This window comes from Mesorhizobium sp. M0751 (assembly GCF_040320265.1).
GTDB lineage: Bacteria > Pseudomonadota > Alphaproteobacteria > Rhizobiales > Rhizobiaceae > Mesorhizobium.
Genome location: NZ_JAMYPH010000019.1, coordinates 104,283 through 125,458, shown reverse-complemented (window position 1 = coordinate 125,458; position 21,176 = coordinate 104,283). Strand labels below are relative to the sequence as shown.

General features: G+C 63.0%; 17 protein-coding genes. 4 read left to right on the top strand and 13 right to left on the bottom strand.

Annotated elements, in window-relative coordinates; translation table 11 throughout:
- Positions 1–177: 177 nt before the first annotated feature.
- From tatC to NKI19_RS25430, 9 genes are all read right to left on the bottom strand, one after another.
- Complete coding sequence (gene tatC / locus NKI19_RS25470) at positions 178–1,041, bottom strand: twin-arginine translocase subunit TatC (RefSeq protein ID WP_352490592.1); 864 nt, start codon at positions 1,039–1,041, stop codon at positions 178–180.
- Positions 1,038–1,721, bottom strand: a complete 684-nt coding sequence (gene tatB, locus NKI19_RS25465; protein ID WP_352490593.1) for a Sec-independent protein translocase protein TatB — start codon at positions 1,719–1,721, stop codon at positions 1,038–1,040. The genes tatC and tatB overlap by 4 nt, the downstream gene beginning before the upstream one ends.
- A 28-nt stretch (positions 1,722–1,749) precedes the next feature.
- The gene (locus tag NKI19_RS25460; RefSeq protein WP_352490594.1) at positions 1,750–1,971 is read right to left on the bottom strand and encodes a twin-arginine translocase TatA/TatE family subunit; all 222 of its coding nucleotides are present in this window, start codon (positions 1,969–1,971) and stop codon (positions 1,750–1,752) included.
- A 178-nt stretch (positions 1,972–2,149) separates the two neighbouring features.
- Positions 2,150–2,929, bottom strand: coding sequence for an SMC-Scp complex subunit ScpB (gene scpB / locus NKI19_RS25455; RefSeq protein WP_352490595.1), 780 nt, complete (start codon positions 2,927–2,929; stop codon positions 2,150–2,152).
- Positions 2,926–3,726, bottom strand: coding sequence for a segregation and condensation protein A (locus NKI19_RS25450; RefSeq protein WP_352490754.1), 801 nt, complete (start codon positions 3,724–3,726; stop codon positions 2,926–2,928). The genes scpB and NKI19_RS25450 overlap by 4 nt, the downstream gene beginning before the upstream one ends.
- 58 nt (positions 3,727–3,784) lie before the next feature.
- Positions 3,785–4,804, bottom strand: coding sequence for a beta-N-acetylhexosaminidase (gene nagZ / locus NKI19_RS25445; protein WP_352490596.1), 1,020 nt, complete (start codon positions 4,802–4,804; stop codon positions 3,785–3,787).
- 118 nt (positions 4,805–4,922) lie between these two features.
- Entirely contained in the window at positions 4,923–8,642 is a 3,720-nt protein-coding gene (locus NKI19_RS25440; protein WP_352490597.1) for an SPOR domain-containing protein, read from the bottom strand.
- Positions 8,643–8,745: 103 nt separating this feature from the next.
- Positions 8,746–10,503, bottom strand: a complete 1,758-nt coding sequence (argS, locus tag NKI19_RS25435) for an arginine--tRNA ligase (RefSeq protein WP_352490598.1) — start codon at positions 10,501–10,503, stop codon at positions 8,746–8,748.
- Positions 10,504–10,563: 60 nt separating this feature from the next.
- A complete protein-coding gene (locus NKI19_RS25430; RefSeq protein WP_352490599.1) occupies positions 10,564–11,778 on the bottom strand; it encodes a deoxyguanosinetriphosphate triphosphohydrolase in 1,215 nt (404 codons plus the stop codon).
- Between the two features lie 73 nt (positions 11,779–11,851).
- Between NKI19_RS25430 and erpA the strand changes: the two genes are divergently transcribed.
- The 4 genes from erpA (at position 11,852) to NKI19_RS25410 (ending at position 13,811) form a co-directional block, all read left to right on the top strand.
- The gene (gene erpA / locus NKI19_RS25425; RefSeq protein WP_254818314.1) at positions 11,852–12,199 is read left to right on the top strand and encodes an iron-sulfur cluster insertion protein ErpA; all 348 of its coding nucleotides are present in this window, start codon (positions 11,852–11,854) and stop codon (positions 12,197–12,199) included.
- Positions 12,200–12,201: 2 nt separating this feature from the next.
- The gene (locus NKI19_RS25420) at positions 12,202–12,591 is read left to right on the top strand and encodes a VOC family protein (RefSeq protein ID WP_352490600.1); all 390 of its coding nucleotides are present in this window, start codon (positions 12,202–12,204) and stop codon (positions 12,589–12,591) included.
- 30 nt (positions 12,592–12,621) lie between these two features.
- On the top strand, positions 12,622–13,416 hold the full coding sequence (xth, locus tag NKI19_RS25415; RefSeq protein ID WP_352490601.1) for an exodeoxyribonuclease III: 795 nt from the start codon (positions 12,622–12,624) through the stop codon (positions 13,414–13,416).
- A 77-nt stretch (positions 13,417–13,493) separates the two neighbouring features.
- The gene (locus NKI19_RS25410) at positions 13,494–13,811 is read left to right on the top strand and encodes a hypothetical protein (protein WP_352490602.1); all 318 of its coding nucleotides are present in this window, start codon (positions 13,494–13,496) and stop codon (positions 13,809–13,811) included.
- Positions 13,812–13,834: 23 nt separating this feature from the next.
- Here NKI19_RS25410 and NKI19_RS25405 read toward each other — a convergent pair whose 3' ends face one another.
- From NKI19_RS25405 to NKI19_RS25390, 4 genes are all read right to left on the bottom strand, one after another.
- Complete coding sequence (locus NKI19_RS25405) at positions 13,835–14,671, bottom strand: tetratricopeptide repeat protein (protein ID WP_023678939.1); 837 nt, start codon at positions 14,669–14,671, stop codon at positions 13,835–13,837.
- Positions 14,658–16,382 carry a dihydroxy-acid dehydratase gene (gene ilvD / locus NKI19_RS25400; RefSeq protein WP_352490603.1) on the bottom strand — a complete coding sequence of 575 codons (1,725 nt, stop codon included), beginning with the start codon at positions 16,380–16,382 and terminating at the stop codon, positions 14,658–14,660. Before ilvD ends, NKI19_RS25405 begins: the two co-directional genes overlap by 14 nt.
- A gap of 279 nt (positions 16,383–16,661) precedes the next feature.
- Complete coding sequence (locus NKI19_RS25395) at positions 16,662–17,882, bottom strand: OmpP1/FadL family transporter (protein WP_352490604.1); 1,221 nt, start codon at positions 17,880–17,882, stop codon at positions 16,662–16,664.
- A gap of 425 nt (positions 17,883–18,307) precedes the next feature.
- Positions 18,308–21,091 (bottom strand): valine--tRNA ligase, encoded by a 2,784-nt coding sequence (locus tag NKI19_RS25390; protein ID WP_352490605.1) that lies wholly within the window; start codon positions 21,089–21,091, stop codon positions 18,308–18,310.
- Between the last annotated feature and the right edge of the window lie 85 nt (positions 21,092–21,176).

Below are 21,176 nucleotides of genomic sequence, written 5' to 3'. Positions count from 1 at the left end.
GCCGACATTGACGTCCGACAACACCGGAGTTTTCACCCTGGAAACAAAAAACCCGCCTCGGGAGGCGGGTTTTTGGAGCCAATTGGCACCATACCCAAATTAGTAGCATAGCTGCCGGCACAAAGCAAGAACAAAGTTGCTGCGGCCGGCAAAAAGATGCTGCCGCCTCAACCGAACCTACGTCGAAGACACGTCCGCCGGCTTTTCGGCCACCTCTTCCGCAGCGTCCTGCTTTTCGCGAGCCACACGGTCGCGCTCCTTGCTGCGCTCGATCAGCCGGGCCGACCAGATCGAGACCTCGTAGAGCAGGATCGTCGGAATGGCGAGGCCGATCTGGCTCATCGGGTCGGGCGGCGTCAGCACCGCCGCCACCACGAAGGCGATGACGATCGCCCATTTGCGCTTCTCGGCCAGGGCCGTGGACGAAAGCATACCGACCCGCGTCATCAGGCTGGTCACCACCGGCAACTGGAACACCAGGCCGAAGGAGAAGATCAGCGTCATGATCAGGCTGAGATATTCGGACACTTTCGGCAGCAGCGAAATCTGCACCTGGTCGTTGGTGCCGGTCTGCTGCATGGCGAGGAAGAACCACATCACCATCGGCGTGAAGAAGAAATAGACCAGCGATGCGCCCATCAGGAACAGGATCGGCGAGGCGATCAGGAACGGCAGGAAGGCATTGCGTTCGTTCTTGTAGAGGCCGGGCGCGATGAATTTGTAGATCTGCGTGGCGATCAGCGGAAAGGCGATGACCATGCCACCGAACATGGCGAGCTTGACCTGGGTAAAGAAGAATTCCTGTGGCGCCGTATAGATCAGCTCGACCTTGTGCGGGTCGAGCCCGGCCCATTGGGTCGCCCATCTGAACGGAATGACCAGAAGGTTGAACAGCCGCTTGGCGAAAAAGAAGCAGACCAGGAAGGCGACGAAAAAACCGCCGATCGACCAGATCAGCCGCCGGCGCAACTCGATCAGGTGCTCCATCAGCGGAGCCGACGATTTTTCTATCTCGTCCTGTTCCTTGTCCGAAACGCTCACTTGGCGGCTCCCGCCGTTTTCCTGGCGGCCGGCTTCTTCGCAGCTGTCGCCGGCTTCTTCGCTGCCGATTGAACTTTCGACTCAGCTTTTGCGGCGGCCTTCGGCGCAGCGGTCTTTGCCGGCTTGGCCGGCGCGGCGGCCGCGGCTTTCGCGGGCGCCGGCTTCTTCCTTGCCGCAGGTGCTTTTTGCGGCACGGCCGCTGCAGCCGTTTGCGCCTGCACTGCCGGCGCCACGACGGACTCGTCCGTCATCGCCGGAAAGATCGGCGTGGCCGGCGTCGGCTCCGGCGGGCTGACGCCCGGCATCGCCGTTGCGCCGTTCTTCAGCGGCTCGGCTGCCTGCTCCGTCGAAGCGGCGGCATCGACGGCCGGCTTGGGTTTCATCACGGCATCGACGCCCGAACGGACGTCGGCGGCGGCCTGCTCGAATGGATTGAGCTGCTTCCTGATCTCGGCTGCCGGATTGAGGCTTCTCAGCGAATCGACCGACTTCTTGACGTCGTCGAGCTCGGCTTCCTTCAGCGCATCATTAAACTGCCGCTGAAAATCGGACGCCATGGCGCGCAGCTTCGCCGTTGTGCGGCCGAAAGTGCGCAGCATGTTGGGCAAATCCTTGGGCCCGACGACCACGATCATGACGATCGCGATCACCAGCATCTCGGTCCAGCCGACTTCGAACATGGCTATACGTTCCGACTAAAGTTTGGGCTCAGCTTTTGCTGGCCTTTTCCTTCGGCACCGAAACGGTTTCGTCGGCACGGTGTTCGACGGTGCGCTTGTCCTCGGCAGTCTCGTCGTCGGCCATGCCCTTCTTGAAGCTCTTGATGCCCTTGGCCATGTCGCCCATCAGCTCGGGGATCTTGCCGCGGCCGAAGACCAGCAGCACGATCACCAGAACGATCATCCAGTGCCAAATCGAAAATGAACCCATAGCAAATCTCTCTCGAACGGTTTCCCAGACGCTGATCTATGCGCTTTCGGGTTCGGATTCAAACAGAACTGCGACAGAGTTCATGAATGAGTCGCCGAAGTCACGCACTTTCGGCACGGCGGCCCGCTACCAATCGGCGCAGTTCCATCCTGCCTGTGGCTTCAAGATGGCGCTCGGCTCAATCTTCCGTGACGCGCGGCGTCAAAAGGCCGAGTTCTTCGAGGTCGATGTCGGTCAGCGGATCCTCGTCGTCGGTGAGCGCATCGGGGTCTGCCGGCGGCAGCGGCACCGAGAAATTCGACGGCATGCGGCCGGACAGCAGCCCCGCACCCTTCAATTCCTCCATGCCGGGGAGATCGCGTATCTCCTCCAGCGCGAAATGGTCGAGGAAAATGTCGGTCGTGCCGTAGGTGACGGGACGGCCGGGCGTACGGCGCCGGCCGCGCATCCTCACCCATTCGGTCTCCATCAGCGTGTCGAGCGTCCCCTTTGACGTCTCGACGCCGCGGATATCCTCGATCTCGGCGCGCGTTACCGGCTGGTGGTAGGCGATGATCGCCAGCACTTCGAGAGCCGCGCGGGAGAGCTTCCTTTGCTGCACCGTGTCACGGCTCATCAGGAAGGCGAGGTCGCCGGCGGTGCGAAACGCCCAGGCATCGCCGACGCGCACCAGATTGACGCCGCGCCGCGCATAGATCTGCTGCAGTTCGGCCATTGCCGCGGCAATGTTGATGCCGTCGGGCAGCCGCGAAGTGAGCTGTTTTTCGCTGACCGGCTCAGCGCTGGCGAAAACGATCGCCTCGGCCATCCGTACGGCCTCCGCCATATGCAGCCGCTCGCCAGGATTCCGCGACAAATTCTGCCCCTGATTTTGTGCCGGGTTCTCGGCGACCGCGCCTTCCTCGGCGTCGTCGTCGACCTTGAACGGAATGACCGAAGCGTTGGCGCGTTCGCTCATGGTGTCACCTCGACTATCTTGATGGCCTGGGCGCGGCCGCGCAGATAAAGCGGCGCGAACACCTGGTCCTGCCGCATTTCCATCTTGCCTTCGCGCACCAGTTCCAGCGTCGCCGCAAACGAGCTGGCAACCGCGGTGCGCCGCTCTTCCGGGGCGGCCAGATATTCGACCAGGAAACTGTCGAGCGCCGTCCAGTCGCGCAGCGACCCGATCAGCCTGGTTAGCACGTCGCGCGCATCCTTGAGCGACCACACGCCGCGCCTGGCGATCGTCACATTGGTGATCGCCTGCTTCTGGCGCTGCTGGGCATAGGCGGTCAACAAATCGTAGAGCGAAGCCGAATAGGCATTGCGCTTCTCGACGATGACCATTTCCGGCATGCCGCGTGCAAACACGTCGCGTCCGAGCCGGTTGCGGTTGACCAGCCGTGCCGCCGCGTCGCGCATCGCCTCCAGCCGCTTCAGCCGGAACTGCAGCACCGCCGCCAGTTCCTCGCCGCTTTCGCCTTCGTCGCCGGGCTGCTTGGGAATCAGGAGCTTCGACTTGAGAAAGGCCAGCCACGCCGCCATCACCAGATAGTCGGCGGCAAGCTCCAGCCTCAGCGCCCTCACCTTCTCGACGAACGCCAGATATTGCTCGGCCAGCGCCAGGATCGAGATGCGCGACAGGTCGACCTTCTGATTGCGGGCAAGATGCAGCAGAAGATCGAGCGGACCTTCGAAGCCGGCCACATCGACGACCAAAGCCGGATCGCCGGTCAGCCGGGAATCGTCGTTCTCGGCCCACAAGCGGTCCATCGGTGCGGCCTTGCCGGCCTTCAGGTCCAATGTTTCCGCCACTTCGCTTCCTTTGATGCTAGGCCACCGCGTCGAAATAACTGGCAAATTCGGCCCGAATCTCGGTTTCATCAGCCCGATCACGGTTCCTGATATAGGTCAGCGCCCGCTCCGCGCGCTCAAACGACTTGCCTTCAAGCCCGGTCGTGCGCGATGCAATGCCGGCCATCTCCTCGAACACGCCGTTGCAGTGAAGGACCAGATCGCAGCCCGCCGCAAGGATCGCGGCCGCCTTTGACGGGAAATCCCCAGAAAGTGCCTTCATCGAGGTGTCGTCGCTCATCAACAGCCCGTCGAAGCCGATTTCGCCGCGGATGATCTTTTCGATGACCTTGCCGGATGTGGTGGCCGGGTTCTTCGGGTCGATCGCGCTATAGACGACATGCGCCGTCATCGCCATCGGCAAATGGTTGAGCTCCCTGAATGGCGCAAAATCATGCCGTTGCAGGTCGCCGATCGAAGCGTCGACGGTCGGCAGTTCGAAATGCGTATCGGCGAAGGCCCTTCCATGGCCGGGAATATGCTTCATCACCGGCAACACGCCGCCCGCCATCAGCCCTTCCGCCGCGGCGCGACCCAATTCGATGACGGCGCGCGGCTCCTTGCCATAGGCGCGCGCGCCGATGACGTCGCTGGCGCCCTCGATCGGCACGTCGAGCACTGGCAGGCAATCCGCCGTGATGCCGTAGCGCAGCAGGTCGAAGGCATGCAGCCGCGCCATCAGCCAGGCGGCACGGGTGCCGGCGTCATGGTCGTCGCGCCACAAGGCGCCGAGTGCACCGGCAGCCGGATAGTTCGGCGCCAGCGGCGGCCGCAGGCGCTGCACCCGGCCGCCCTCCTGGTCGATGAACACCGGCGCGTCCGCACGCCCGACGCAGTCGCGCATCGCGGCGACCAGATCGCGGATCTGCTCGGTCTCGCCGATATTGCGCGCAAACAGGATGAAGCCCCACGGGCATTCGTTGCGGTAGAAACGGATCTCGTCGCGGGTCAGGGATTTCCCGGCGCAGCCGAGGATCATGGATTTTGATTCGGTCATGCGAAACAGTTTAGAGCTTCGCGCCGACAAAGGGAATCGCCCGCAATTGCCTCCAGAGCTTTCCGTTCACGCAAAAAGCCGGCGCGGACGCCGGCTTTTTCGAAGGGCTTTGGTGCCGCTAGTGGGACACGAAGCAGTTGCCGCCGGCAGCCTTGTAGCTGGTGCACAGTTTGATCGCCTCGTTGCGAGACTGCGCCGGAACGCGGACGCGGTAGAAGGTGCCCTTGCCGGCAATCTCGGCCTTGACGATATTGGCGGTGCGGCCGGAAAGCACGCTGCCATAGCGGCGCTGCAGATCCTGATAAGTCGCCTGGGCGCTTTCGACGGTCGGCTGCGAAGCGATCTGTATCGACCACGAACCAGCGCCGGCCGCGGCCGGATCGATGGAAGCGACCTGATCGGGCTTGACCTCGCCGACCACATCGACCGGCTGGTCGGACGGGCGCTGCGGCGCCACCGGAACCGTGGCCGGGGTGCTGGCGGACTGGTTGCTGGCCGACGGCTGGGCCTTGGCTTCAGCCTTTGTGTCGGGCTTCGGCGCCGGCTGCAGCTTGGGGGTTTCGGCCTGATCGCCACTCGCCTGGTCGCCGCTCGGCTGGTCCCCAATCTTCGGATCACTTGTCATTTGGTCGATCAGGGGCACGGTGCCGGTCTGCGCGGCGGCGTCGGCCTGGGCCGACGGAGCCACATGCTGCGGCGCCGGATCGGCCTGCTCGGCAGCAGCCATTTGCGGGGCGGCAGGCGCCGGATCCTCGCGCGCCACCAGCGAACCGTCAGGTTTCACGACCATGGTCCGCACCTTGCGCGGCGCAACGGCGACGGTCTCGGGGTTGGCACCCTTGTCGACCTCCTGCAGAACCTGCGCGATGCGATCCTCGGATTTGGGTGCCGGCGCGGCGGCGGTTTCGGTAGCGCCAGCCGCATTGGCGCCAAGCGCGTTGGTGCCGGGCGCGTTGGTGTCAGGCGCGTTGGTGTCAGGCGCGTTGGTGCCAGACGATTCGGTGTCGGACGCCACGGTGCCGGGCACGTCGATATCGTCTGCGGCATCGGGGTCATTGGGCGAAAGATCGACGACGCGGCTCTCCGGTTCGTTGGCCTTCAGGTCCACGGGCTCTTCGGTGTTGGTGACCAGCTTCTGCTGAACCGGCTCGGCGGGCTTGGCGCCCTTGACCACAGCGTCATAGACCTTGTTGTCCTGGTTCGGCACGACGGTGCCGCCTGGATTTTCCGGCTTGATCTTGATCGGCCTGTTGTCGGCCTTGACGATAACCGGCGCATCGCCGCCGCTCTTGCCGCCGAGGGTCAAAGCAAAGGCGCCAAGGCCTCCGGCGATCGCCACCGCGCCAACCACCGCACCTATCAGCAGCCCGCGCCTGCGCGGCTGCCTTTCAGCCCCGCGTTCGGCAAGGCCCGGAACCGACATCTCGTCGTCCAGTTCGGGGTCGTAGTCGAGCTCATCGAAGGTGAAATCGTCGGCTTGCGAAACCGGCTGGCCAGCGGGCAATGGGCCCAGATCGAAACCGTCCGCTGCATCGGCATAGGAAGCGGCTGCCGCGCTGACGGGGGCTTCCGCAGGCTTGGCGCCATAGGCGCGCGTCTCGCTACGATCCTGCTTATAGCCAGACGCGAAGCCGGCATCGTATTCATCGTCATAGCCAGCACTGCGCACCGGGGCAGGCGCTATATCCGTGGCATTCATTTCGGTGAGAAGGCTGGCAAAATCGGCATCGAGATCGTCGTAGGCGGGCGCCACCGGCTCGTCATCGTCGAAGTTGAGCTCCGGAATGTCGAGATCGTCCGCCAGCGCCACGACACGCTCGGGCACGTCGACCGTCTCGACATCAGGCATCTCGTCATAGGCGGAAGGCTGTTGATACGAAGTTGGTGCAGCTTCCGTGTAGGCTGGCCGATCTTCATAGGATGGCCGATCCTCATTGGACCGCCTGTCTTCACGGGATGCCTGGCCTTCATAGGACGGCGCCTCTCCGACCGGTGCGGCCCGATAGGACGGCGTTGCAGCCGGCTGCGGCGGTGCCGGACGCGCCGAAGCGACCGGCTGGCCTGCAAAAGCGGGCTGAGGCTGCGCAACCGGTGTCACGCGGCTCCACGAGCGGGCCGGCTCGGGCGGTGTGGCGCGTGTTGTCAGCCAGTTCAGCGCATCGAGCGGGTCTTCTTCGGCAGCAGCTGCCGCACTCTTGTCAGCCGAGTCATGATCCAGGCCGATGTTCCTGGCGAAGTCGGCATCAAGCGCATCGTTGTCTAAATCACCCACAGGTCCGGCGGCGGCTTCAACACCGAAATCCTCGCCTTCAAGCTCATCGAGAAGGACACTGCCAAGATCGGCGTCATCGGCGGCACTGGACTGCTGCGGCTCGGCGGGCTCGTGCTCGTCGAGTTCCCAGTCCAGCTCGTCGACAGCATGCACCGGTTCGTTGGCGATGTCTTTGATCGCCGCCATTGGCTGTTCAGCGGCCACTGCTGGCTTCTGAATTACCGGCGCGATGGGCTGCTGAACAGCCATCACGAGCTTCTGGGCAGGCTGCTGGGCAGACTGCTGGCTTGTCTGAGGTTCGTTGACCGCTTGTGCCGGCCGTGTGTTCATCGCGCCGAGCAGCGCGTTCAGTTCGTCTTCCAGGCTGCGTTCCTCGGCCACTGGAGCCGTCGGGACGACAGCGGCCGGCGCCGCTGGTTCGGCCGCAACCTGCGCCACGGGCTCTTCAGCGTCCTCTGCAGGCGCATCGTCGAAGCTCAGATCGAAATCGTCGTCGAACGCCGCTTCGGCGGCCGTGCCGGAAAGTCGAGCGGCCTCTGGCTCTTCGATCGACAGCTCTTCGATGAACTCTGGTTCTTCGATTTCGGCAGTCTCGTTCGGGCGAACGTCGAAATCCATGTCGACATCGGCCATGGCATCATCGAAATGGCCGGCAAGATCCTCGTCGGCCGAAACCGCTTCAACCGGCGATGCCGGAGCGGCGACGTTTTCCTCCGGCTCATGCTCGTCGAATATCAGCTCGTCTTCGAGCGAGCTTGCAACGGCATCGTCGAACTCGTCATCGAACGCAGGCGCGGTGGCGTGCACGACGGTGTCAACGGCGACCGCCTGCTCCATCGGCTCATGCTCTTCGAGCATCAGCTCGTCTTCGAGCGAACTTGCCACGGCGTTGTCGAACTCATCGTCCAAGGCGGGGTCGAAGGCGGGCTCGTCGACCGGTTCGATAGCCTGGGCTGCGGCCCTGGGTTCATCCTCGCCGGTCACCGCGATCTTGGCCGTTACATCGTCGTCGAGCCGAAAATCCTGGTCGACAGAGGTGGCAAGTTCGTCGTCACTCGACAGGTCGTCCTCGAACGGCGACACGTCTTCGAGCGAGCCGGCGACGGCGTTATCGAACTCGTCGTCGAACTCCGGCTCGACAGCGGGAGCGAACGACCTTTCGGGGCCGGAGGCAATTTCGTCGGCGGCAACAGGAGCGGCCGCAACGGGAACAGCATCGTCCGCCGCACTGTCGTCGAACGCGAAATCCTGTTCGAACGAGGCGGCAAGCGCGTCCTCCATCTCGTCGGCGGCGTCCGGTTCGGGTGTCGGCTCGCGGAGCTCGGCAGGGGAAGCATTGTCATTGGCGTCGGCGCCGAATTCGCCCATCAACTCCTTCTCGAGATCGATGTCGAAATCGGCCTCATCCACCGACGGTTCGGCGGCAGCGGTCTTCGGCTGGGCCGGCGTTTGCGGTTTGACCGGCTGGCGCGGGTCGAACCCCATGATCCTGGTCAGTTCCGCGAACGGATCATCGTTGGCGATGTCGTTTTGGTCGGCTGCTCTCAGCTGGGTTCTGTCTGCCATTATTGTTCCCGAACTCGCACTCATTCGGACGCCATGGACGTCGCGTAGGGTTGGCCCTTACCAGCGCAATGTGGGCAAAAGGTGACAGGTTTTTTACTCAAACCTAACGCATTTCGGTGGGCGCATTGGCTCCGATCAGCGTCAGGCCGGACGTCAAAACGTCCGAAACAGCCTGCACCAGCCCTAGTCTGGCATGCGTCAATTGTCGGTCGTTAACCTTAACAAAACGTAAGTCGGGATTATCGGTGCCCCGGTTCCAGTGTCCGTGGAAGCTGGAAGCGAGTTCGTAGAGGTAAAATGCCAGCCGGTGGGGCTCGAGCGCGAGCGCCGCGGCTTCGATCAGCCGAGGATATTCGGCAAGCTTCCTGATCAGGCCGATCTCCCCCTCATCGGTCAGCAAAGCCACTTCGGCGGCCAGCTGGTTGCGGTCGAACATGGCCTCGCCCAATTGCTCGCTTGCCTGCCGGAACACCGAATGGCAGCGCGCCGAGGCATACTGCACGTAAAACACCGGATTGTCCTTCGACTGCTCGGTCACCTTGGCGAAGTCGAAGTCGAGCGGCGCGTCGTTCTTGCGGTAGAGCATCATGAAGCGGATCGGGTCGCGGCCGACCTCCTCGACCACTTCGCGCAAGGTCACGAACTCGCCCGACCGCTTCGACATGCGCACCGGCTCGCCGGCGCGAAACAGCCTCACTAGCTGGCAAAGCAGCACGGTAAGCTTGACCTCGTCGCCGGCAATCGCCCGGGCAAGCGCTTCCAGCCGTTTCACATAGCCGCCATGATCGGCGCCAAGCACATAGATCAGGTCGACGAAGCCGCGATCGACCTTGTCCTTGAGGTACGCGACATCGGCGGCGAAATAGGTGAAGGTGCCGTCCGACTTGACCAGCGCCCGGTCCATGTCGTCGCCGACCGCGGTCGAGCGGAACAGCGTCTGCTCGCGGTCCTCCCAGTCGTCCGGCTTCTCGCCTTTGGGCGGCGGCAGCTTGCCCTTGTAGATGTGGCCCTTCAGCGTCAGGTCGCTGATCGCCGAGCGGATCTTCTTCGCATTGTTGGCATGCAGCGTCCGCTCGGAGAAGAAGACGTCATGATGCACGTTGAGCAACGCCAGATCCTCGCGGATCATCGTCATCATCGCATCGATCGTTCTGTCCTTGACGATGGCAAGCGCCTCTTCATCCGGCATCTGCAGCAGGGAGCGGCCGAATTCGCTGGCCAGCGCCTGACCAACGGGGATCAGATAGTCGCCTGGGTAAAGCCCGGGCGGAATCTCGCCGATCTCATCGCCGAGTGCCTCGCGGTAGCGCAGCATGACGGAGCGTCCGAGCACGTCGATCTGCGAACCGGCATCGTTGATGACGTATTCCTTGGTCACGTTGTAACCGGCAAAGGCCATCAGATTGGCCAGCGCGTCGCCGACCACAGCACCCCGGCAATGGCCGACATGCATCGGCCCGGTCGGGTTGGCCGAGACATATTCGACATTGGTTTTCTTGCCGCCGCCAACCGTCGAGCGGCCGTAGTTGCGGCCTTCGCCGAGCAGCGCCTTCAGATGCGCCTGCCAGAAGCCGTCCTTGAGCCTGAGATTGACGAAGCCCGGGCCAGCGATCTCGGCGGCCGCGATATCCTCGTCGGCGCGCAGCGCCTCGGCCAGCCTTTCGGCTAGCGCACGCGGGCTCTGGCCGGTCGGCTTGGCCAACACCATGGCAGCGTTGGTCGCCAGGTCGCCATGGCTGGCATCGCGCGGCGGCTCGACGGCGATGCGCGACAGGTCCGGCGACGCGCCGTCCTTGTCTTTCAAATCAAGCGCTTCGACGGCCTTTATGATTCGCGCGTTGAAATCGGCGAAGATGTTCATTGCTATGGCTCTGACGGTTTGCAGGGATCCGGCTCGTTGGCCGGCAAAATCGCGCCCGCCCTAGCTCAAATCCGGCGTATGGTCAAACAAACGCCTGTGTTCCTTGAGCGCATAAGTGTCCGTCATGCCGGCCAGGAAATCGGCAACACTGCGCGCCTTGACGCGGTCCTCTGCCCGGTCGAGCCCTTCGCGCCAGCCATCCGGCATGGCGCGCGGATCGGCGAAATAGACGTCGAACAGGTCCCTGACGATCTGGTCGGCATCGGCGCGCACCCGCATGACCTCCTCGTGCCGGTAGAGATGCTTGTAGAGAAAGGCCTTCAGCTCCTTTTCCGACGCGGCCGTCTTGGCGGAGAAGCTCACCATCGTCTCGCCGGCCGCCCTTACCGCTTCGGCGCTGCCGGGCTTGATGCGCGCCAGATTGGCCGTCGTCGAGACGATCACGTCCTCGACCATGATGGTGATCTGCCGGCGCATCAGCTCGTGGCCGGTGCGTACATCATCGAGCGCCGGATAGCGCTCACGAACGCCCTTGAGGATTGACCCCGGCAGCGAGACGCCCTCCAGCATATCCAGCGTCAACAGCCCTGCCCTCAAGCCGTCATCGATGTCGTGGGTGTTGTAAGCGATATCGTCGGCAATCGCGGCGCACTGCGCCTCGATACCGGCGAAGCGGTCGAGCTCGAGGTCGTGCAGTTCGGAATAGTCGCGGATCGCCTGCGGCACCGGCCCCTTCAGCCCTTTCCCCTTGGCATCGGTCAATGGCCCGTTATGCTTGACCAGCCCCTCCAGCGTTTCCCAGGTGAGGTTCAGCCCGTCGAACTCGGCATAGCGCCGCTCCAGCCGCGTCACCACACGCAGTGACTGCGCATTGTGGTCGAAGCCGCCCCAGGCGGCCATCTTCTCGTTCAGCGCGTCCTCGCCGGTATGGCCGAAAGGGGTGTGGCCGAAGTCGTGCACCAGGGCCACCGCCTCGGCCAGGTCCTCGTCGCCGCGCAACGCCCGCGCCAGAGCGCGTGCGATTTGCGCTACCTCGATCGAATGCGTCAGCCTCGTGCGGTAATGGTCGCCTTCGTGTGCAACGAACACTTGCGTCTTGTGCTTCAGCCGGCGGAACGCCGTCGAATGGATGATGCGGTCGCGGTCGCGCTGGAACGGCGTGCGCGTCGGGCTTTCCACCTCGTCGAACAGCCGGCCGCGCGACTTCGCCGGGTCGCTGGCATAGGCCGCGCGCGGCCGATAGCCGAATCCGATGTCGCCCAACTCGTTGGTCATAGCGTATGCCGCAGTTGACTTGCCCCGTCGCGCTTCATACCTATCATACAAAACCGAAAGCAAGGTGACGCCCATGGGCGCTGATGCCAAGACCGCCATGAAAGTCGAGATGACCGACGCCGCCGCTAGGCGGATCGCCAAGATTGTGGCGAGCGAAGCCGGTAAGACGGCCCTGCGCGTTTCGGTCGAGGGCGGCGGCTGTTCCGGCTTCTCCTACAAGTTCGACCTGGTCGACAGGCGCAATGACGATGACGTCGCCATTGAAAAGGACGGGGCCACCGTGCTGATCGACGACCTGTCGCTGGTCTATATGGGCGGCTCGGTGATCGATTTCGTTGACGATCTGATGGGCCAGTCGTTCCAGATCAGAAACCCCAATGCGGTCGCCTCCTGCGGCTGCGGCACCAGCTTCTCGATCTAGAAATGCCCGACATCGGCGCGGTCCGTCAGGTCGCGCTTTCCGCCGGGCGCGACCTCGATGCAACGCTGGCGTTCTGGCGCGAGGTGCTCGGCATGAGCCTGCATGCGCGTTTCGATCCGCCGGGCATCGCCTTCATCCTGGCCGGTGACGTGCGCCTGCTTTTCACCGACGGCCTGCCGGCCGGCACCGTCTATCTCGACATATCCGGCCTCGACGAGTTTCACGCTTCGGCCAAGGCCGCCGGCGTTCCTTTCACCGCGCCGCCGGCCCTCGTCCATCGCGACACCGAAGGCCTGTTCGGCCAGGCCGGGGAAAGCGAATGGATGGCCTTCCTAAAGGACCCGGCAGGCAATACGATCGGCCTTGTCGAACGTCATCCACCGGATCGCTAGTCTCCGGACCACCAGCCTATCGAGGCCACCATGAAAATCGTCACCTGGAACATCAACGGCGTTCGCGCCCGCATCGGCAATTTGACCCATTGGCTGACGGAAAGCGCGCCCGACATCGCCTGCCTGCAGGAGATCAAGACGGTCGACGAGCAGTTTCCTCGCGCCGAGATCGAGGCGCTCGGCTACAATGTCGAGACTTACGGCCAAAAGGGCTTCAACGGCGTCGCCATCCTGTCGAAGCTGCGTTTCGACGAGGTCAATCGCGGCTTGCCGGGCGACGATGCCGACGAGCAGGCGCGTTTCATCGAGGGCGTGTTCTCGACCGACAAGGGCGCCTTGCGCGTTGCCTCGATCTATCTGCCGAACGGCAATCCGATCGACGACGAGAAGAAGTTCTCCTACAAGCTTTCCTGGATGGCGCGACTTGAGCGCTGGGCCGAGGAGCGGCTTGCTCTGGAAGAGCCGCTGGTCCTGGCCGGCGACTACAATGTCATCCCCGACCCGATCGACGCGAAATATCCGGAAAACTGGCTAAGCGATGCACTGTTCCAGCCCGCGACGCGCCAGGCGTTCCGGCGGCTGAAGAATCTCGGCTTCACCGAAGCCGTGCGTGCCGTCACCGATGCCCCGGACGTCTTTACCTTCTGGGACTATCAGGCCGGCGCCTGGCAGAAGAACAACGGCATTCGCATCGACCATTTGCTTCTGTCGCCCGAAGCCGCCAACTGGTTTTCCTCGGCTTCGATCGAAAAGCAGGTGCGCGCCTGGGAAAAGCCCTCCGACCACGTGCCGGTGGCGATCGATCTGGCGCTGCAGCCGGCCTGACCGGAGCTGCTGTCCGGCGGCACGTTGATAAGTTGACCTCTTATCGCCACAAATCGCGTGCTTGATGAGAAATCATCATGGTGGCTGGGGTTCCCATGACTACTCGATTTGCACTCTGCCCGATCGGCTGCGCGCTTGCGATGGCGGTGGCGACGCCGGCTTTTGCCGATGCGGAGTGCCTTGCCAACGGCAAATCATTCCAGATCGGCCGGGTCGCCTGCCTGACGCTTGCCGGCCAAAGCTACCTCGCCCGTTGCGAGATGGTGCTCAACAACACGTCCTGGACAAAGCAGCGGGATGGCTGCCCGGACAACACGCTGGCCCCACATCTGCAGGGCACGCCGATCTCAACACCGGCGCCCGGCGGCATGCCGGCGGAACCGACCGATAATTGATTTCAAACGGAATTTCTGCCGGCCTATTGGTCGCCGCCACCCTTGGTGAGGATGTCGTCGGCCAGCGAGATCGCGGTGCGGCGGTCGGCTTCGCCGGCGGCGGCAAACGCTTCTTCCTGCATGCCACGGATCCATGGCTGGTCGGCGGGTGAGGCCCGTTCGAGCGCCGCGGTCATCATCGCCAGCCCCCGCACGATCTTGCCGCTTTGGAAAAGCAGGTTGCCGAGCGTCGCCTGCGCGCCCGCATGGCCCTTTTCGGCCGCCAGTTGGAACCAGCGTCCGGCCTGCTTGACGCTGGCCTTAACGCCGCCCTCGCCCTTGAGGAACATCTGGCCCATCTCGAACTGGGCGTTCGGATTGCGGTAGTTGGCGGCGGCACGCATGTAATATTCCTGGGCCGCCACCTCGTTCTCCTCGACGGGGCTGCCGGGAATGCCTTTCCTCAGATAGTCACCAAGCGCCACCAGCGCGTCCGAAACATAGCTTTCCTCGGGCGAACCGGGCTCGACATCCTGGTCGACGATCTCGCTGAAGAACTTGAATGCCGCGTAGTCGTCTCGCGCCACGCCATCGCCTTCCGCATACATGCGCGCAAGCTTCCAGGTGGCGCCGATCTGGCCGTTCTCGGCGGCATATTTATAGGCTTCCGCGGCCTGCTCCTTATGGCCGTTCTTGTAGGCGGAAAAGCCGAACTGGAACACCGCCCACGGGCTCGACTGCGGCTTCACACCGGTCTTGTCGTCGAACACCTTGTCGTCGAAGGCCATGGCCTGGCCGACGGCGCCCAAGGTCGCGCCAAAAGTGGCGAGCGCAACCAGTGCCGAAAGGACAGACGACCTCAACAACTCAGATGTCCGCATAGCAGTGTGTTTCTCTGGCACCGCCGGGATGGGTGACCGCGCCGTCGCGGGCAGATCCGACCGTCTGTGCGTATTTCCAGATCGCGCCCGACTGATAGTCGGTCGTGCGCGCCTTCCATCCTTTTGCCCTCGCCGCCAGTTCGGCTTTGGACAATGCAACCTCGATCGTGCCGTTCACCGCATCGATCGAGATCAAGTCGCCATCCCTAAGAAGCCCGATCGGGCCGCCCACTGCCGCTTCGGGCCCGACATGGCCGATGCAGAAACCGCGCGTTGCGCCCGAAAAGCGCCCGTCGGTGATGAGCGCCACCTTGCCGCCCATGCCCTGGCCGTAGAGAGCCGCCGTCGTCGACAGCATTTCGCGCATGCCCGGGCCGCCGCGCGGACCCTCGTAACGGATGACGAGAACCTCGCCTTCGCTATAGTTGCGATGCGTAACCGCTTCGAAACATTCCTCTTCCGAATCGAAGCAGCGCGCCGGACCCGAGAATTTCAGCTCCGTCATGCCGGCGACCTTCACGATCGCGCCTTCGGGGGCAAGGTTACCCTTCAAGCCCACGACCCCGCCGGTCTGGGTAATCGGCCTGTTGGCGGGACGGACCACATCCTGGCTGTCATTCCAGGAAACATGTTCCATATTTTCGGCCAAAGTGCGGCCGGTCACCGTCAGGCAATCGCCATGAAGATAGCCATGGTCGAGCAGCGTCTTCATCAAGAGCGGAATGCCGCCGGCCTCGAACATGTCCTTGGCGACGTATTTGCCGCCCGGCTTGAGGTCGGCGATATAGGGTGTTTTCTCGAATATCCTGGCCACGTCGAAAAGATCGAACTTTATCCCGGCCTCGTGCGCGATCGCCGGCAGATGCAGCGCCGCGTTGGTCGAGCCGCCAGTGGCCGAGACCACGGTCGCGGCATTTTCCAACGCTTTTATAGTAACGATGTCGCGCGGGCGGATGTTCCTTGCGATCAGCTCCATGATCTTTTCGCCGGAAGCGAAATTGAAGCGGTCGCGCATCTCGTAGGGTGCCGGCGCACCGCAGGAATAGGGCAGCGCCAGGCCGATCGCCTCAGCGACGGTGGCCATGGTATTGGCGGTGAACTGGGCGCCGCAGGAGCCGGCCGACGGACAGGCAGCTTGCTCGATCTCGAGCAGCTCGGCGTCGCCGATGGTGCCGACCGAATGCTGGCCGACCGCCTCGAACACGTCCTGCACGGTGATCTGCCGGCCACGGTAGCTGCCGGGCAGGATCGAGCCGCCATAGATGAAGATCGACGGCACGTTGAGGCGCACCATGGCCATCATCATGCCAGGCAGCGACTTGTCGCAACCGGCCAATCCAACCAGCGCATCGTAGCAATGGCCGCGCATGGTGAGCTCGACCGAGTCGGCGATGACCTCGCGCGACACCAGCGACGACTTCATACCCTGATGGCCCATGGCGATGCCGTCGGTAACGGTGATGGTGCAGAATTCGCGTGGCGTGCCGTTGGCGGATGCCACGCCCTTCTTGACCACTTGCGCCTGGCGCATCAGCGAGATGTTGCAGGGTGCGGCCTCGTTCCAGCAGCTGGCGACACCGACCAGAGGCTGCGCGATCTCGGCCGCCGACAGCCCCATCGCATAGAGGTAGGAGCGATGCGGCGCCCGCTCGGGACCAACGGTCACGTGGCGGCTCGGCAGCTTGGCCTTGGAGATCCCTCTGGCGTCCATACTCGTCCTTGCCGCGGGCGGTGCGGCCTGCCTCTTCGCCTAGCCTTTTGGCGCGTGTCCCGAGACAAGTTCGAGGTGCGCCGGGTTTATGGCGGGAAATGGGCAATGTTCCCGGGCGGCCGGTTGGCGCGAGGGTTGTTCAGAAACTGTTGCCAAAACGTCACAATTACAGGAACGAACATCATGTGGGGCAATTGTTGCGCCCGCCGGACGCCGGACGACCCAGCGAACGAAACGGCCGGGCAGTGCCCGGCCGTTTTGTCGTTTAAAAATCTGTGGTTAGAACTTGATCTTGACGGAAGCCGAACCGGCGAGAAGCAGGTCGTTGCCGTAGGTATAGGTGACGGCATTTGCCACGTCGCCGACACCGCTGAAAGTCGACGACCCGCTCGTCAGCACACCGATCGAGCCGCCTAGCCTGACCTCGACCTGATCGTTCGGCGAATAGGAGACGCCGCTAGCCACGGCCCAGGTATCCGACTGATAGCCGGAGGTCGTCGAGGTGCCGCGATCCCAGGTCAGCGAAACCACGCCCGACAATTGATCGGTGAACTTGTGACCGATACCGCCCGTGACCGTCCAGCCGTCGCGATAAAGCAGGTCGAATGAAACGGGCGAGGGAGCACCGGTCACCGGACTGCGCACGCCATTGATGGCGATGACGCCAAGCTTGCTCCACTCCTGCCAGCGGATGGAACCAAAGGCCAGCCAGCCAGGAGCTATACCGCTCTGCAGCTTGAATTCCAGAGCTTGAGGTATCTCAGCCGACGCCGAGACTGGGTACACGCCGGTAGAGCCAGGAACCAGATCCGCTGGAAAGCCGCCCCTGAAGCCGGTCGTGTCGACGGTTCCCGACAGCCCATCGTATTTGTAGCTGGAAGAGTACATCAGGCTGGCGCGCAGGGCGATCTCGGGGATCTCATAGGCTGCGCCCGCACGCCAACCCCACGCCTCGTCGGACAGCTTGAACACGCCGAGGCCGGTATTGCCGAAGGCGAGCAGTGTCTGGCGGGACAGAAACGCGTCGACCTGTTGGTACGAGACACCGCCGATGAACCGAAAGGCGCCCTTGCCGACGTTCACTTTGTAGGAGCAGGTAAGACCGAAATCGTTTGTGTCGACGGCGTATTTGACCGCTGTCGGCGAATAGGCGTTGTTGGCGCCGAACTTTGCATCCGCACCATACGGTTCCGTATAGGTCGCAAGACAATCCACCGGTTCAAAGAGGTTGGCCTTTAGCCCGACATGCGGCACCGCATAGTCGCCGCCAACATCCACCGCCGACGTCGACAATCCCGAGCCATCCAGACGCTGCACATTCTTGAGTTTGCGCTGTGGCGAAACATAGGTGACGCCCGCATCGAACGAATATGGCGCCGCGTCGAACAGCTGGTCGATGTTGACGCCGCCCCGGTCAAAGCCCCCGGCCTGCACCGTCCCAGCCAAAGCCAGCGAAAAAGCCCCCGCGCCCAGCAGCACTTTCAGACGCGAATAACACATGAATCTCCTCCCCGAAATATCCTTGCATCAAGCTAGAACCAATTCAGGTTAACGGCGCAACAACGAATTCGCCGTGCGTACATGTACACCTTGGCGGAACGCATTTCCGACAAGGTTGCGGTCTTTTTCCCGAGGCGGGAAAATGGCCGCCTCAATACAAATTGACGAGAAAACTCGGGAATACCACCTAAAACACTACAGAACAGGGCATTTTGCGTGCCCAGTCAGCCATTGTTACATTACGGCAACAATGGGGCAAAAACATTCAGTTTGCCTCAAGATTTACGCTGCGGAATGCCTGTTTTCGTGGCAAGCGGCCTGTCTTGAAAGCAGATTCGTGACCGGCGAATCTGTTGCGGCCAGCCGACCCAATCTGTTCGATCAACCGGCCCAATTTGTTCGATCAGCCGGCCCAATCTGTTCGATCAGCCAGCGTCGCGCACCCGCGCCAATGCCACCGAAAGCTTCTCTTGCGCCTCGCGATATTCGGCGAGTTTTTCACGCTCGGCCTCCACCACCTCTTCCGGCGCGTTGGCGACGAATTTCTCGTTGGACAGCTTCTTGTAGAGCCGCGCTATTTCCTCGGTCACCTTGGCAAGCTCCTTGTGCAGGCGCGCTGCCTCGGCGGCAAGGTCGATCAGGCTGCCGAGCGGCAGGCAGATGGTCGCCTCGTTGACGACAATCTGGGCGGATCCCCTCGGTGGCGCCTCGGCGAGCGAGATGTCGCCGACCCGCGCGAGACGCTTGATAGCCGAGCCCTGACGCTCGAGCCTTTCGCGTGTCGCTTCGTTGGCGCCGATCACCACGAGCGGTGCGATCGCCGCCGGCGGCACGTTCATTTCCGAACGCACCGAGCGGATGCCGGAGACGAGATCGACCAGCCAGTTGATATCGGCGGCGGCCGCCTCGTCCTCGAAGTCGGGCGACGGCCATGCTGCATGACAAAGCAACGATGGCCGTTGCCTGCCCTCGCCGGCGGTTTCGGCCCACAGTTCCTCGGTCATGAACGGCATCATCGGATGCAGCAGCTTGTAGATCTCGTCGAGCACGAAGGCGACGCATGCCCTGCTCTCGGCCTTGGCGGCCTCGTCGGTGCCCATGAACACCGGCTTCAGCAGTTCCAGGTACCAGTCGCAGAACTGGTTCCAGACGAACCGGTAGGCAGCACCCGCCGCCTCGTTGAAGCGGTACGAGGTGATGCCGTCGGTAATGTCGCGCGCGGCTCGCGTCAGCTCCGTCAGGATCCAGCGGTTGACCGCCAGCTTCGCGTCCTGCAGCCAGAAATCGTCGTCGCGCGCCACTTCGTTCATCTCGGCGAAGCGCGTCGCGTTCCACAGCTTGGTGCCGAAATTGCGATAGCCGGCAATGCGGGCCGGATCGAGCTTAACGTCGCGCCCTTGCGCTGCCATCACCGTCAAGGTGAAGCGCAGCGCATCGGCGCCGTATTCGTCGATGAGCTCGAGCGGATCGATGACGTTGCCTTTCGACTTCGACATCTTCTGCCCGTTCTTGTCGCGAACCAGCGCATGGACATAGACGGTATGAAACGGCTCCTGATCCATGAAATGCAGGCCCATCATCATCATGCGGGCGACCCAGAAGAAGATGATGTCAAAACCGGTGACCAGCACGTCGGTCGGGTAATAGGTCTTCAGCTCCGGCGTCTGGTCCGGCCAGCCGAGCGTCGAGAACGGCCACAGCGCCGACGAGAACCATGTATCGAGCACGTCCTCGTCGCGGGTCAGGATCTCGCCAGGCTGGAAATTCTCGAGCTTGTCCTCGACCCAGGCCTTCCACGGCCCTTCCAGCGCCAGATAATATTCGACGGCGGCACCGAGCGCCTCTTCCTCGGTCTTTTCGACAAAGACGTGCCCGTCCGGCCCATACCAGGCAGGGATCTGGTGGCCCCACCACAGCTGGCGCGAAATGCACCAGGGCTGGATGTTCTCCATCCAGTCGAAATAGGTCTTTTCCCAGTTTTTGGGCACGAAATTGGTACGGCTCTCCCGCACCGAGGCGATCGCCGGCTTGGCCAGTTCCGCCGCATTGACATACCATTGGTCGGTCAGGAACGGCTCGATCGGCACGCCGCCGCGGTCGCCATGCGGCACCGCGTGGCGATGCGGCTCGACCTTCTCGAGAAAGCCGCCCGCCTCCATCAGCTCGACGATCTTCTTGCGCGCATCAAAACGGTCGAGGCCGTCGAGGCTGTCCCAGACGGCCTGGCGCTCCGGCGTCACGTCCAGTCCGGCGAGAAAGTCCTCATTGTCCTTGAGGCTCACCGCCGCATTGACGGTGAGGATGTTGACCGCCGGCAGCCGGTGGCGCTTGCCGACCTCGAAATCGTTGAAGTCATGCGCCGGCGTGATCTTGACCGCACCGCTGCCTTTTTCGGGATCGGAATACTCGTCCGCGACCACCGGGATCCCGCGGCCGACGATCGGCAGAACAAGGTTCTTGCCGACAAGATGCCGGAAACGTTCGTCGTCGGGGTGCACAGCAACAGCCGTATCGCCCAGCATCGTCTCCGGCCGGGTCGTCGCAACGGTGATGAAGGTCTTCGGATTTTCCGGATCGAATGTCGTGCCTTCGACCGGATAGCGGAAGTGCCAGAGGTTGCCGTTGACCTCCTGCTGCTCGACCTCGAGATCCGAGATGGCGGTCAACAGCTTCGGGTCCCAGTTCACAAGGCGCTTGTCCTTGTAGATCAGCCCTTCCTTGTAGAGCGTCACGAACACTTCGAGCACGGCCTTGGAGAGGCCCTCGTCCATGGTGAAGCGCTCCCGGCTCCAGTCGGCCGAGGCCCCGAGCCGCTTCAGCTGGTTGAGGATCGCGCCGCCGGACTCGTCCTTCCACTCCCAGACTTTGTCGATGAACTCATCGCGCGTCAGGTCGCGGCGGTGGATCTGCTTTTCCATCAGCTGGCGCTCGACCACCATCTGCGTGGCGATGCCGGCATGATCCATGCCCGGCTGCCACAAGACATTCTTGCCGCGCATGCGCTCGAAGCGCACCAGAATGTCCTGCAGCGTGTTGTTGAGCGCATGGCCCATATGCAGCGAGCCGGTGACGTTCGGCGGTGGGATGACGATGGTGAAGGCTTCAGCCCCCTCCTCGGCCCCGGCGCCGGCCCGAAACGCGTCGGCCTCTTCCCAGATCCTGGCAATCTTCGGCTCGACGGCTTTGGCGTCGTAGGTCTTTTCGAGCATGGGAAAACGGTCCGCGCTGTCCGGAATTTGTGGTCCGGTGTAAATCGGAAGGTTGTTGCCAAGTCAACCGCAAGGGCATGGCCGA

Bases quoted from the DNA above. Each gene is read 5' to 3' on its own strand.
- NKI19_RS25420 (WP_352490600.1), top strand. From the start codon at position 12,202: ATGCCCGACATCGGCGCGGTCCGTCAGGTCGCGCTTTCCGCCGGGCGC.
- NKI19_RS25430 (WP_352490599.1), bottom strand. From the start codon at position 11,778: ATGACCAACGAGTTGGGCGACATCGGATTCGGCTATCGGCCGCGCGCG.
- NKI19_RS25405 (WP_023678939.1), bottom strand. From the start codon at position 14,671: ATGCGGACATCTGAGTTGTTGAGGTCGTCTGTCCTTTCGGCACTGGTT.
- NKI19_RS25390 (WP_352490605.1), bottom strand. From the start codon at position 21,091: ATGCTCGAAAAGACCTACGACGCCAAAGCCGTCGAGCCGAAGATTGCC.
- NKI19_RS25395 (WP_352490604.1), bottom strand. From the start codon at position 17,882: ATGTGTTATTCGCGTCTGAAAGTGCTGCTGGGCGCGGGGGCTTTTTCG.
- scpB (WP_352490595.1), bottom strand. From the start codon at position 2,929: ATGAGCGAACGCGCCAACGCTTCGGTCATTCCGTTCAAGGTCGACGAC.
- tatB (WP_352490593.1), bottom strand. From the start codon at position 1,721: ATGTTCGAAGTCGGCTGGACCGAGATGCTGGTGATCGCGATCGTCATG.
- xth (WP_352490601.1), top strand. From the start codon at position 12,622: ATGAAAATCGTCACCTGGAACATCAACGGCGTTCGCGCCCGCATCGGC.
- ilvD (WP_352490603.1), bottom strand. From the start codon at position 16,382: ATGGACGCCAGAGGGATCTCCAAGGCCAAGCTGCCGAGCCGCCACGTG.
- NKI19_RS25440 (WP_352490597.1), bottom strand. From the start codon at position 8,642: ATGGCAGACAGAACCCAGCTGAGAGCAGCCGACCAAAACGACATCGCC.
- argS (WP_352490598.1), bottom strand. From the start codon at position 10,503: ATGAACATCTTCGCCGATTTCAACGCGCGAATCATAAAGGCCGTCGAA.
- nagZ (WP_352490596.1), bottom strand. From the start codon at position 4,804: ATGACCGAATCAAAATCCATGATCCTCGGCTGCGCCGGGAAATCCCTG.
- NKI19_RS25410 (WP_352490602.1), top strand. From the start codon at position 13,494: ATGGTGGCTGGGGTTCCCATGACTACTCGATTTGCACTCTGCCCGATC.
- NKI19_RS25460 (WP_352490594.1), bottom strand. From the start codon at position 1,971: ATGGGTTCATTTTCGATTTGGCACTGGATGATCGTTCTGGTGATCGTG.
- NKI19_RS25450 (WP_352490754.1), bottom strand. From the start codon at position 3,726: ATGGACCGCTTGTGGGCCGAGAACGACGATTCCCGGCTGACCGGCGAT.
- erpA (WP_254818314.1), top strand. From the start codon at position 11,852: ATGGGCGCTGATGCCAAGACCGCCATGAAAGTCGAGATGACCGACGCC.